Origin of the sequence: Massilia sp. UBA6681, from assembly GCF_002454935.1 — a bacterium.
GTDB classification, from domain to species: domain Bacteria; phylum Pseudomonadota; class Gammaproteobacteria; order Burkholderiales; family Burkholderiaceae_D; genus Telluria; species Telluria varians.
In genome coordinates this window covers 86,829-98,671 of the sequence record NZ_DKJX01000002.1, presented here as the reverse complement: position 1 = coordinate 98,671, position 11,843 = coordinate 86,829, and the positions used below count along the sequence as shown (strand labels likewise).

Genomic DNA, 11,843 nt, shown 5'->3' with positions numbered 1-11,843 from the left:
GGCGCCCGCCGCGGCGGCGCCCGCCGCGGCGGCGTTCTGCACCTCGCTGCCGGAGCGGCTCTTCACCGTCATCAGCTGTTCCAGCTCGTTGACGTTCTTCTCGAGTTCCTTGACGCGGGCCTGGGCCTGCTCCAGTTCGCGCTCGCGCGCGATGCTGTCTTCGGCGCTCGCGGTGGCGGCTCCTTGCGCGCCGGTGGCCGCCTGGGTGGCTTTCGACAGGCGCAGCTGGTCCTGCGATTCGTTGGCGGCGGTCGGGCGTTCCTCGACCTTGGCGGTGATCTTGCCGGCCGCGCTCTGGCCGGCCTGCGGCGTACGCTGCGGGGCGGCGTTGGCCACCTGCCCTGCCAGCTTGTTGCGGTAGGCGTTGAAGTCGGCCGCGTGCGCAACCACGATGCCGCGCGCCTCGGCGTCGCCGCTGCCGCTGCCTCGAATTGCACCGGAATCCGGCACCGACAGGATCTGGCCCGACTTCAGGCGGTTCATGTTGTTGCCGATGAAGGCGTCCGGATTGGCGCGGTACAGCGCCACCAGCATCATGTCGAGCGAGATGTCGGCAGGCTTGAGCTTGGCGGCGATCTTGCCCAGGGTGTCGCCCTGGCGCACGCGGTAGCTCGAAGGGGTCTCGGCCGCGGCGGCTGCAGGCGCGGCCGCGCGCGGCGCTTGGGCCTGCTGCGGCTGTTGCGGCTGTTGCGCGACCGGCGCTGCCGGCTGTGGCACCGCTGGCCGCGGCTGAGGGAGTGGCGCGGACGGCTGGGCCGCTGCCGGGCGGGTCTCGGCCGCCGCCTGGGCCGGCTGGGTGTTACGCAGTTCGGCCGGGTCGAGCAGGAAGGTGTACTCGCGCACCAGGCGGCCGCTGTTCCACGACAGCTCGATCAGCATGTCGACGAAGGGCTCGTTCAGCGGCTGGCTCGAGGAAACGCGGATGAACTGGCGGCCGGCGCGCTGCTCGACATTGAAGCGCAGCGACAGCAGGGCCGGGTTGAATTCGATGTTGGCCGCGCGGAAGGCTTCCGGCGAGGCCAGCTTCACTGCCAGGCTCGATGCATCCTCGCCGGCGGTCGTCGTCAGTTCGATTTCGGCACGCAGCGGCTGGCCGAGTGCCGACAGCACCGTCAGCTTCCCGAGGCCCGCAGCCGAGGCGGCAGACGACAGGAGCACGGCACTTGCCACGGCCGCGGTGACTGATTTCAGCGCAAATGCCATGAGCGGAGGACGGTGAGGAAAATGCATAATCGGCAGTGAGAGAAAGTTGGCCACAGGAAAGACGATTTCCCAGGAGTCTCAACATATCATCATGCTCTGGAGCATGCAAGCTCCCAGCGCACAAGCTCGTCGAGGGAGCCGGAGATATGTGGCCAGAATGACCGATGCGGGGCGTGTTTGATAGCGTTTGATTACAAGCGCTTAGCACTATGACAGCAGGTGTGGCAAGGCTGCCAACACGATACGCAGGGCCAATCGAGGATCGGCCCTGCAGGGTTTCTTGCTTGTTACTTGTCCAGCACGATGCGCAGCATGCGGCGCAGCGGCTCGGCCGCGCCCCACAGCAGCTGGTCGCCGACGGTGAAGGCCGACAGGTAATCATTACCCATCGACATCTTGCGCAGGCGGCCGACCGGGATGCCCAGTCCACCGGTGACGGCGGCCGGCGACAGGTCGCGCATCGAGGCTTCGCGGGTGTTCGGCACCACCTTCACCCACTGGTTGTGCGAGGCGATGATGTCGTTGATCTCGTCCAGCGGCACATCCTTGGTCAGCTTGATGGTCAGCGCCTGCGAGTGGCAGCGCATCGCGCCGATGCGCACGCACAGGCCGTCCACCGGAATCGCCCTGGAACCAAAACCTTCGCCGCGGCCGAGGATCTTGTTGGTCTCGGCGCCGGCCTTCCACTCTTCCTTCGACTGGCCGTTGCCCAGGTCCTTGTCGATCCACGGGATCAGGTTGCCGGCCAGCGGCACGCCGAACTGCCTGGTTTCTTCGGCAGAGAGGCCATGCTGGGTCGCCAGCACCGTGCGGTCGATCTCGAGGATGGCCGAGGCCGGGTCGTCCAGCAGCGGCTTGACGGCGCCGTTGATGGTGCCGAACTGGGTCAGCAGCTCGCGCATGTGCTGGGCGCCGCCGCCCGATGCCGCCTGGTAGGTCATGGAGGTCATCCACTCGACCAGGCCCTGCTCGAACAGGCCGCCCAGGCCGATCAGCATGCACGACACGGTGCAGTTACCGCCGATGAAGTTCTTCACGCCGCGCGACATGGCGTTCTTGATGACTTCCTTGTTGACCGGGTCGAGCACGATGACGGCGTCGTCGTTCATGCGCAGGGTCGAGGCCGCGTCGATCCAGTAGCCGTTCCAGCCGCTGGCGCGCAGCTTCGGGAACACGTCGGTGGTGTAGTCGCCGCCCTGGCAGGAGATGATGATCTCGCACTTGGACAGTTCGGCGACATCTAGCGCGCTCTTCAGGGTGGTTTCGTTCTTCGCCATCTTCGGCGCCGCGCCGCCCGGGTTCGAGGTGGTGAAGAACACCGGCTCGATGTGGTCGAAATCGCCCTCTTCCTGCATGCGCTGCATCAGGACCGAGCCCACCATGCCGCGCCAGCCAACCAGGCCTACTAGTTTCATTTTGCTTTCCTTGGAATGTAAATTATTGGAGGGCCGCGACGACCGCGTTGCCCATGTCTTCGGTACCGACCTTCCTGGTACCTGCTTCGTAAATGTCGGGGGTGCGCAGGCCCTGGGCCAGCACGCGCTTGACCGCGTTCTCGATGCGGTCGGCCGCCTCAAGCCGGCCGAAGCTGAAGCGCAGCATCATCGCGGCGGACAGGATGGTCGCCAGCGGATTGGCCACGCCCTGGCCGGCGATGTCCGGCGCCGAGCCATGCGAGGGTTCGTACAGGCCCTTGTTGTTGGCGTCGAGCGAGGCCGAGGGCAGCATGCCGATCGAACCGGTGAGCATGGCGGCGGCATCCGACAGGATATCGCCGAACATGTTGCCGGTCACGATGACGTCGAACTTCTTCGGTGCGCGCACCAGCTGCATGGCCGCGTTGTCGACGTACATGTGCTCGAGCTCGACGTCCTGGTATTCCCGGTGCACCTCGGTGACGATGTCGCGCCAGAACTGGAAGGTTTCCAGCACGTTGGCCTTGTCGACGCTGGTCACGCGGCGGTCGCGCTTGCGCGCGGCCTGGAAGGCCACGTGGGCGATGCGGCGGATCTCGCCTTCGGCATAGCGCATGGTGTCGAAACCCTCGCGCTGGCCGGCGAACGGGCCGTCCGGGCATTCGCGCACGCCGCGCGGCTTGCCGAAATAGATGTCGCCGGTGAGCTCGCGGATGATCAGGATGTCCAGGCCCGAGACGACCTCGGGTTTGAGCGTCGAGGCGCCCGCGAGTTCCGGATACAGGATGGCCGGACGCAGGTTGGCGAACAGGCCGAGTTCGCGACGCAGGCCGAGAATGGCCTGCTCGGGGCGCAGCGCGCGCTCGAGCGTGTCGTACTGGTAGTCGCCGACGGCGCCGAACAGCACCGCGTCGGCTTCCTTGGCCAGCTTCAGCGTGCCTTCCGGCAGCGGATGGCCGTGGGCCGCGTAGCCGGCGCCGCCGACCTGGGCGCTTTCCATCTCGAAGGGCTCGCCGAGGGCGTTCAGGACCTTGACCGCCTGGTCCATGATCTCCGGGCCGATGCCGTCACCCGGCAGGATTGCGATTTTCATGCGGTCTCTCTTTATCAGATCGTGTTGGCCAGCCACGGCTGGGCTGCCAGGTGGCGCTGCTCGAACGCGCGGATGTCGTCGGCATGGCGCAGGGTCAGGCCGATGTCGTCCAGGCCGTTCAGCAGGCAGTACTTGCGGAAGTCGTCGATGGCGAAGCCGTAGGAGATGCTGCCGTCCTGGGTGCCGACGCGCTGCTTTTCCAGGTCCACCACCAGCGTGAAGCCCGGATTCGCCTCCACCGCCTTGAACAGCCCATCCACCTCTTCTTCCGACAGGACGATCGGCAGCAGGCCGCTCTTGTAGCAGTTGTTGAAGAAGATGTCGGCGAAGCTCGGCGCCACGATGGCGCGGAAGCCATACTGCTGCAGGGCCCAGGGCGCGTGCTCGCGCGAGGAGCCGCAACCGAAGTTCTTGCGCGCCAGCAGGATCGAGGCGCCCGCGTAGCGCGGCTGGTTCAGCACGAAGTCCGGGTTGACCGGGCGGGTGCTGCAATCCTGGCCCGGCTCGCCGTGGTCCAGGTAGCGCCACTCGTCGAACAGGTTCGGCCCGAAGCCGGTGCGGCGGATCGATTTCAGGAACTGCTTCGGAATGATGGCGTCGGTGTCGACGTTGGCACGGTCGAGCGGCGCTACCACTCCCTCATGTACGGTGAATTTATCCATGTTCGATCCTGTTCGGCTCCTGCCGCTCCCTTGTTGCTTGCTCGTTGCTTGGTTGTTGCTTAGTTGTTGGTCACTTGCCGCCGGCGCTGGTGACGACCTGGCCGACCTTCTGCACGTCCTTGCCGATGCCCGAGATCGTGTTGCAGCCGGTGAGGACGATGGCGGTCAGGGCGAGTGCGATTACTTTCTTCATGATGTTCCTGTTACGGTTAAAGCGGTATTAACGCGCTAGAAGGCGCGTACGTCGACAAAGTGGCCGGCGATTCCCGCGGCGGCGGCCATGGCCGGCGAGACCAGGTGGGTGCGGCCGCCCTGCCCCTGGCGTCCCTCGAAGTTGCGGTTCGAGGTCGAGGCGCAGCGCTCGCCCGGCTCCAGGCGGTCGGCGTTCATGGCCAGGCACATCGAGCAGCCCGGCTCGCGCCATTCGAAGCCGGCTTCCTTGAAGATGCGGTCGAGGCCTTCGCGCTCGGCCTGCTCCTTCACCAGGCCCGAGCCCGGCACCACCATCGCCAGCTTGACGTTGGCGGCGCGCCGGCGGCCGCGCACCACCTCGGCGGCGGCGCGCAGGTCTTCGATGCGCGAGTTGGTGCAGGAGCCGATGAAGACCTTGTCGATCTTGATCTGGTCGATCGGGGTGTTGGGCAGGAGGTCCATGTAGGCCAGGGCCTTTTCGATGGCGCCGCGACGCACGGCGTCGCTTTCCTCGCGCGGATCGGGCACGCGGCCGTCCACGGAAACCACCATCTCGGGCGAGGTGCCCCAGGTGACCTGCGGGCGGATCTCCGCTGCGTCGAGCTCCACGACCGTGTCGAACACGGCGCCTTCGTCCGAGTGCAGGGTGCGCCAGTAGGCAACGGCCTGCTCCCACTGTTCGCCCTTGGGCGAGAACGGGCGGCCCTTGACGTAGTCGATGGTGGTGTCGTCCACCGCGACCATGCCGGCGCGCGCGCCCGCTTCGATCGCCATGTTACAGACCGTCATGCGGCCTTCCATCGACAGGGCGCGGATGGTCGAGCCGCCGAATTCGATGGCGTAGCCGGTGCCGCCGGCGGTGCCGATCTTGCCGATCACGGCCAGCACGATGTCCTTGGCGGTCACGCCCGGCGGCAGTTCGCCCTCGACCTGCACCAGCATCGATTTCGATTTCTTGGCAAGCAAGGTCTGGGTGGCCAGCACGTGTTCGACTTCCGAGGTGCCGATGCCGTGCGCCAGGCAGCCGAAGGCGCCATGGGTGCTGGTGTGCGAGTCGCCGCAGACCACGGTCATGCCGGGCAGCGTGGCGCCCTGCTCCGGGCCGATCACGTGGACGATGCCCTGGCGCTTGTCGTTCATGTCGAAGTAGGTCAGGCCGAAGCTCCTGGCGTTGCCGTCCAGGGTCTCGACCTGCAGGCGCGAGGTCGCATCAAGGATGCCGTGGGCGCGGTCGGTGGTCGGCACGTTGTGGTCGGCCACGGCCAGGTTGGCCGAGGTACGCCATAGTCCGCGCCCTGCTTCGCGCAGGCCTTCGAAGGCTTGCGGACTGGTGACTTCGTGCACCAGGTGGCGGTCGATATAGAGGACTGTGGTGCCATCGGCGTCGGCACGCACGACATGGGAATCCCAGAGTTTGTCGTAGAGCGTTTTTTGCATGGTCTATCCGGTGAACGCGGTACCCCCTTATGCGGGGACGATTTTTGATTATGCCATAATTGTGCACTGCCGCACCAAGCCGGGGCAACGCATTTTTCTGCCAATCAAGCAGAAAGTATGCAAATATTATTTGCATAGACAACTCAGCATGCAAATAAAAAAAGCCTGAGCGGGGAAGCTCAGGCTTTTGTATGCGATTTTGTCACAGAGCGGCGCACTGGCCGCCTTGCGCACTGCGGTAATTACCTACGCGGCCAGGCGCACGTTCGAACGGCCGCCGTCCATCAGGAAGGACAGGCCGACCACCAGCACCAGTTCGCCTTCGGCCGAGCGCGCGGTACCGGTGATGCCTTCGACCGACAGCGCGGTCATCGGTTTGATCACCAGGTCGGCCGTGCCGTCCACGGCGTTCACCGCCAGGATGTAGGGCTGCGGGGCGTTGATGACGATGCCGACGCGTTCCGAGCAGGCTTCGTAGCCCAGCGCCAGGGCCAGCGAACGCACCGGCAGCGGGCGTCCCTGGTCCTTCAGCACCGGGGCTCCGCCCACGCACTGGAACTCTTCCGGCAGCTCGACAACGCGCTCGACGACGGCCATCGGCAGCGCCAGCGAGGCGCCCGAGGTCGACACCAGCATGGTCGGGACGATCGACAGTTCGATCGGCAGGCGGATCGCGAACTTGGTGCCATGGCCGAGCGAAGAATCGATGCGGATCGCGCCGCGGTTCTTTTCGACCGCCGTCTTGACCACGTCCATGCCCACGCCGCGGCCCGACACCGAGGAAGCCACTTCCTTGGTCGAGAAGCCCGGCAGGAACACCAGCTGGTAGGCGTCGTCGTCGTTGGGGGCGCCGTTCTCGCCGATCAGGCCCTTGTCGATCGCCTTGCGGCGCAGCTTGACCGGGTCCATGCCCTTGCCGTCGTCCTGCAGCACGATCATGACGCTGTTGGCTTCCTGCCACGCCTTGAGCAGGATGAAGGCCTTGGCCGGCTTGCCGGCGGCGACGCGCTCTTCCGGCGACTCGACGCCGTGGTCCAGGGCGTTCCTCAGCATGTGCACCAGCGGGTCGTACAGGCTGTCCACCACGACGCGGTCGACTTCGGTCTCGGCGCCTTCGATGGTCAGCTCGACGTCCTTGCCGAGGTCCTTGGCCAGTTCGCGCACCAGGCGCGGGAATTTCTGGAACAGGCGGCCCACCGGCTGCATGCGGGTCGCCAGCGTGGCGCGCTGCAGTTCGGCCGAGTAGCGCGAGGCGCGTTCCAGGGTCTCGGTGAGCGTTGCCATCAGGGCGGCGGCCGGACCTTCGAACTTGAACTGCTGCAGGCGCTCGAGCAGCACAGCGGCCTGGTTGGCGGCCTGCACCGATTCGCCCGCCACTTCCAGCAGCGCGTCGAGCTTGACCGCATCGATACGGATGCTTTCGTCCTTGGCCGGGGCCGCGGCGGCGCGCGCATCGGCGACCTTGTCGTTCTGGCGGCGATCGACGCCATCCCAGCCGCCCTGTTTCGCAGCCGGCGTGGCTTCAGCGACGGACGCGGCGGCAGGCGCGGCGACGGCAGGCGCAGCGGCCACGGCCGATCCGGCCGCAATCGCGGAGCCCGCAGGCACCACGGCGTTGTACATGCCGACCCAGTCCAGGCCATCTTCGCCAGCGGCCGGAACCGGAGCCGAGGCGGCGGCCGGCGCTGCCGCAACCGGGGCGGCCACGGTGGGTGCCGGTGCGGCCACAGGCGCCGGCGCGGCTGCCGGCGCGCTGGTCGCGCCCTTGCCTTCGATCGCGTCCTTCAGGATGCGTTCGAGGGCTTCCGGCATTTGCGCCAGGCTTTCCGGCGGGGTGCCGTTGTTCAGGTCATTGAGCTGGTCCGCCACGAAGCCCGAGGCCTCGAGCGCGGCTTCGATCGCCAGCGGCGTCACCGGCGCGGCGCCGGTGCGCAGGGCGTCGAACAGGTTCTCGGTCAGGTGGCAGGCGGCGACCAGCGCGGGCAGGCCCATGAAGCCGGCGCCGCCCTTGATCGTGTGGAAGGAACGGAACACCGCATTCAGGGTTTCCTTGTTGTCCGGATCGCGTTCGAGGCGCAGCAAATGTTCTTCAACATTCACCGCAAGGTCCATCGCCTCGACGACGAAGTCCTTGAGCATATCGTCCATTAGAACCCCAGATCGGCCAGAAGATCGTCAACGTTGTCCTGGTTCAGCGCCGTATCCGGCACCGACGGGCCCTGCATCAGCGGCGCGGGCGCGGCCGGCACTTCTTTCTTCGCCAGCTTTTCCTTCAGGTCGGCCGGCGCGCTGTCGCGCAGCAGCTGCGCCAGTTCCGATTCCACGGTCTGGGTGATCTTGACTACTTTCTTGATCAGCTGGCCGGTGATGTCCTGGAAGTCCTGGGCCATCATGATCTCGAGCAGGCGCGCCTTCTCGGCTTCGGTGGCTTCGTTCACGGCGGTGGCGAACTGGCGCGAATCGCCGGCCAGGGCCTTGAATTCGTCCAGGCTCAGCTTGCCCGAGAACAGGTCGGCCCAGCGGGTTTCCATGTCCTTGGCCTGCTTCGACAGCAGGTCCTGCGCCGGCATGCCGTCGTCCAGGGTGTTCAGCACCTTGTTGGCGGCCTGTTCGGTCAGGGTGGCGACGTATTCCAGGCGGTCCTGGGCGTCGACGATGGCCGAGGACGCCTCGGTCAGCGCCTTGTCGTAGCCGAGCTCGCGCAGCGAATCGTGCAGCAGGCGCACGATGCCGCCGAGGCGTTCGAACATGGCGTGTTCGCCGTCGCTGGCCACGGCCGGCACGGACGCCGCAGCCGGCGCAGCTGCCGCGGCCGCCACTGGAGCGGCAGCGGCGATCGCCGGCGCACTTGCCGCCGATACCTGGTCGAACAGGGAGTCGAGGTCGTCTCCGTCTGCGACAGCTGCCGCAGCTGGGGCCGGTGCGGGCTCGGCCGCCGGCGCCGGGGCAGGAGCGTTGGCGCGCTGCGCCGCCACTTCCTCGAATAGTGCGTCGAAATCGTCAGCGGCGTCGGTCATAATCCCTGCTTCTCCATGGTGTATAAGTTCGCAATCAGCGGTATTCAGTAGTGTTTACTGCGACCATCCGGGATGGTCCAAAGTCTGCATGCGAGTGTAGCAGCGTAGTTGCCACAGGTAAATCTCGGCGACGGAGACACAACAAAATGGACAGCGAAACTTAATTCCGCGACAATTAAATGGCACGGTTCCTGAATGTTTACACAAGGGAGGTGTTGTTTTTCGTAACTCGATGGTTCTTCTTATCACGGCGCTGCAGTTGCCGAGCAATAAGAACCCAGAGTTTGATCAAGCTCAACAGTTTGCGTTCTTGCAATCGCCGCCGCGCCCGGTACGCCCCAGAATGGCGTGGCCATTGGAGGAGTCATCATGTACCGCAAAATCCTGATCACCACCGACGGCTCGGCCGTGTCGCAGCATACGGCCTGCGCCGGCGTCAAATTTGCGCAACAGATGGGCGCCGAGGTGCTGGCCCTGTTCGTCGCGCCCGATTATCAGTATCCCGTGTACGTGGAAATCATTCCGCCCTCCTATCCGAGCGAAGAAGAATATATCGCGCAGATGCGCCGCATGGGCGAGGAGTACATGGGAAGAATCATGCGCTCCTGCGCTGGCGCCGGCCTGAAGCACAGTTGCATGACCGCGTTTTCCGACACCGCGGCCCTCAAGATCGTCGATATCGCCGAGCAGGAAGGCTGCGACCTGATCTTCATGGGATCGCACGGCCGCAGCGGCTGGGGCCAGCTGTTGCTCGGCAGCGTCACCAACAAGGTGTTGTCGCACACGACCAAGCCGGTGCTGGTGCACCGCCTGATCAGTGAGCCCGCACCTGCTTGACAACGCGGTCGGCGTGAAGAAAGTACGACAGATGCCACTGCCGTCCTGTGTTAGCCTGCATTGGGAAGCACTGAATCAGTGCTTCCCTAGGTCATCGTTGCTTTCACCGAGAAGGATGGTTTTATGATTCGCATCGTCATTGCCGACGACCACACGATCATGCGCGAAGGACTCAAGCGCATCCTCGATGGTGCGCCGGATATCGAGATCGCCGGGGAGGCGACCAACGGCTTTGAGGTGCTGGCCCAGGTACGCCAGGGCGGCTTCGACCTGCTGCTGCTCGACCTGTCGATGCCGGGCCGCAGCGGCGTCGACCTGATCCGCCAGGTACGCAGCGAGGCGCCCAAGCTGGCGATCCTGATCCTGACCATGCACGAGGAAGAACAGTACGCGGTGCGGGCGATCCGCGCCGGCGCCCAGGGCTACCTCACCAAGGAAAGCGCGGGCACCCAGCTGGTGGGCGCGATCCGCAAGGTGGCGTCGGGACGTCCTTATATCAGTACTGAAGTGGCCGAGCAGCTGGCGCTCAATATCATGGCGCCGAACGAACAGCTGTTGCATAAACAGCTGTCGGACCGTGAATTCGAGGTGTTTTCGCACCTCGTCGGTGGCAAGTCGATCACCGAGATCGCCAACAGCCTGCACCTGTCGGTCAAGACGGTCAGTACCCACAAGACCCGGATCATGCAGAAGATGGGCATGAGCTCGCTGTCGGAAATGGTCCAGTACGCCGTGGCGCACCGGCTGTTGTCCCCGATGAAAGCCTAGGATTAAGAAGTCTTAGACACGCCACCGGCGGTTTTGTGCCGCAGGTGGCCCCCACCAGGGGGGCGCCCGCCTCCCCCTCGCACTCCCCCTCCTCCTACAGCGCCTCGCTGACCTCTTCCTCTGTAGTTCAACATCAGGGGTAAGATTATTCCTACAAGCCTGTCAGCCTTCCTACCTACATATTCAGCCATCGCTGATATCCGTGCCGGACTCGTGTTGGCATACTGAATTCAGCGTTTCGACTTGCTTGCGATCCAAGTCCCAGCGTGAGCCAGATGCTCCGCCCCGTGGTCGCCGAAACCCTGAGTCTTTCACCTGGAGATGAGCATGCAGTCCCAGCCAACGTCAGAACAACGCAACGTCACCCAGCCGACCATGCACTCCCCCATGGAAGCCGGCCGCCAGCGCCAGGGACGCCTCTGGTCCAATCTCAAGGAAGTCTGCGACCTGCTCCGCATCCCGGCCAGCGTCTCGGTGACCTCCGAAGAATTGCTGTTCCAGCATGTCCAGTTCAAGACCGGCCAGCGCGTCCACACCATCGGCCAGGCCTTCGACACCCTGTACATCGTCAACTCGGGCTTCCTGAAAACCGTACTCATCGACGAGTTCGGCAACGAACAGGTGCTGAGCTTCCCGATGAAGGGCGACATGCTGGGCGTGGATGGCATCCACACCCGCCACTACGCCTCGGAAGCGGTGGCCCTGTCCGACTGCGACCTGATCCTGCTGCCGTTCAAGAAACTCACCGCCCTCGGCCGCGTCCACGCCGAGCTCGAGAACATGATGTACGGCGTCATGAGCCGCGAACTGGTGCGCGAGCAGACCATGATCGGCATGCTCGGCGCCCTCTCGGCCGAAGCGCGCGTGGCCCGCTTCCTGGTCTCGCTGGCCGACCGCTTCGCCGCGATGGGCTACTCGAGCAAGCTGTTCAACCTGCGCATGACCCGCCACGAGATCGGCAGCTACCTCGGCCTGACCCTGGAAACCGTCAGCCGCACCCTGTCGGCCTTCAACGAGATCGGCCTGATCACCGTCGACCAGCGCACCATCGGCATCAAGGACGCCGAAGCCCTCAAGACCCTGCGCCGCCTGCCGCCCTCGCGCTCGCGCACCAAGGGTGGCGCCAAGCAGAAGGCCGAGAGCGAGCAGCCGGGTGACGACCAGGTCCTCGCCACCGCCTGAACAGTTCGTAGCTAAAAAACAACAAGGCCGGTTCCCT

11 protein-coding genes are annotated in these 11,843 nt (G+C 65.2%); 3 read left to right on the top strand and 8 right to left on the bottom strand.

Features of this window, described 5'->3' with window-relative positions:
* The 8 genes from B2R83_RS00630 to B2R83_RS00595 all read right to left on the bottom strand — a co-directional run.
* Positions 1-1,158, bottom strand: a 1,158-nt coding sequence (locus B2R83_RS00630; protein ID WP_292037724.1) for a type IV pilus assembly protein FimV, incomplete at its 3' end; no start/stop codon positions are given.
* Positions 1,159-1,490: 332 nt separating this feature from the next.
* The gene (asd, locus tag B2R83_RS00625; RefSeq protein ID WP_292037723.1) at positions 1,491-2,618 is read right to left on the bottom strand and encodes an aspartate-semialdehyde dehydrogenase; all 1,128 of its coding nucleotides are present in this window, start codon (positions 2,616-2,618) and stop codon (positions 1,491-1,493) included.
* 22 nt (positions 2,619-2,640) lie between these two features.
* Complete coding sequence (gene leuB / locus B2R83_RS00620) at positions 2,641-3,711, bottom strand: 3-isopropylmalate dehydrogenase (protein WP_292037722.1); 1,071 nt, start codon at positions 3,709-3,711, stop codon at positions 2,641-2,643.
* Between the two features lie 14 nt (positions 3,712-3,725).
* The gene (gene leuD / locus B2R83_RS00615; RefSeq protein ID WP_292037720.1) at positions 3,726-4,373 is read right to left on the bottom strand and encodes a 3-isopropylmalate dehydratase small subunit; all 648 of its coding nucleotides are present in this window, start codon (positions 4,371-4,373) and stop codon (positions 3,726-3,728) included.
* A 70-nt stretch (positions 4,374-4,443) separates the two neighbouring features.
* Complete coding sequence (locus tag B2R83_RS00610; RefSeq protein WP_292037719.1) at positions 4,444-4,566, bottom strand: entericidin A/B family lipoprotein; 123 nt, start codon at positions 4,564-4,566, stop codon at positions 4,444-4,446.
* Positions 4,567-4,601: 35 nt separating this feature from the next.
* Positions 4,602-6,002 (bottom strand): 3-isopropylmalate dehydratase large subunit, encoded by a 1,401-nt coding sequence (gene leuC / locus B2R83_RS00605; RefSeq protein WP_292037718.1) that lies wholly within the window; start codon positions 6,000-6,002, stop codon positions 4,602-4,604.
* A gap of 246 nt (positions 6,003-6,248) precedes the next feature.
* Positions 6,249-8,150, bottom strand: a complete 1,902-nt coding sequence (locus tag B2R83_RS00600; RefSeq protein WP_027866729.1) for a chemotaxis protein CheA — start codon at positions 8,148-8,150, stop codon at positions 6,249-6,251.
* Positions 8,150-9,019 carry a protein phosphatase CheZ gene (locus B2R83_RS00595; protein WP_292037717.1) on the bottom strand — a complete coding sequence of 290 codons (870 nt, stop codon included), beginning with the start codon at positions 9,017-9,019 and terminating at the stop codon, positions 8,150-8,152. Before B2R83_RS00595 ends, B2R83_RS00600 begins: the two co-directional genes overlap by 1 nt.
* Positions 9,020-9,388: 369 nt before the next feature.
* Here B2R83_RS00595 and B2R83_RS00590 point away from each other — a divergent pair, with 369 nt between their 5' ends.
* The 3 genes from B2R83_RS00590 to B2R83_RS00580 all read left to right on the top strand — a co-directional run bounded on the left by B2R83_RS00590 (position 9,389) and on the right by B2R83_RS00580 (position 11,806).
* A complete protein-coding gene (locus B2R83_RS00590; protein WP_292037716.1) occupies positions 9,389-9,856 on the top strand; it encodes a universal stress protein in 468 nt (155 codons plus the stop codon).
* A 123-nt stretch (positions 9,857-9,979) separates the two neighbouring features.
* Complete coding sequence (locus B2R83_RS00585) at positions 9,980-10,624, top strand: response regulator (RefSeq protein WP_027866726.1); 645 nt, start codon at positions 9,980-9,982, stop codon at positions 10,622-10,624.
* A 387-nt stretch (positions 10,625-11,011) separates the two neighbouring features.
* Positions 11,012-11,806, top strand: a complete 795-nt coding sequence (locus B2R83_RS00580) for a Crp/Fnr family transcriptional regulator (protein WP_027866725.1) — start codon at positions 11,012-11,014, stop codon at positions 11,804-11,806.
* Positions 11,807-11,843 lie beyond the last annotated feature (37 nt).

Coding starts and splice junctions, on each gene's coding strand:
- B2R83_RS00595 (WP_292037717.1), bottom strand. CDS start 9,019: ATGACCGACGCCGCTGACGATTTCGACGCACTATTCGAGGAAGTGGCG.
- leuB (WP_292037722.1), bottom strand. CDS start 3,711: ATGAAAATCGCAATCCTGCCGGGTGACGGCATCGGCCCGGAGATCATG.
- B2R83_RS00600 (WP_027866729.1), bottom strand. CDS start 8,150: ATGGACGATATGCTCAAGGACTTCGTCGTCGAGGCGATGGACCTTGCG.
- B2R83_RS00610 (WP_292037719.1), bottom strand. CDS start 4,566: ATGAAGAAAGTAATCGCACTCGCCCTGACCGCCATCGTCCTCACCGGC.
- leuD (WP_292037720.1), bottom strand. CDS start 4,373: ATGGATAAATTCACCGTACATGAGGGAGTGGTAGCGCCGCTCGACCGT.
- B2R83_RS00585 (WP_027866726.1), top strand. CDS start 9,980: ATGATTCGCATCGTCATTGCCGACGACCACACGATCATGCGCGAAGGA.
- leuC (WP_292037718.1), bottom strand. CDS start 6,002: ATGCAAAAAACGCTCTACGACAAACTCTGGGATTCCCATGTCGTGCGT.
- B2R83_RS00590 (WP_292037716.1), top strand. CDS start 9,389: ATGTACCGCAAAATCCTGATCACCACCGACGGCTCGGCCGTGTCGCAG.
- B2R83_RS00580 (WP_027866725.1), top strand. CDS start 11,012: ATGGAAGCCGGCCGCCAGCGCCAGGGACGCCTCTGGTCCAATCTCAAG.
- asd (WP_292037723.1), bottom strand. CDS start 2,618: ATGAAACTAGTAGGCCTGGTTGGCTGGCGCGGCATGGTGGGCTCGGTC.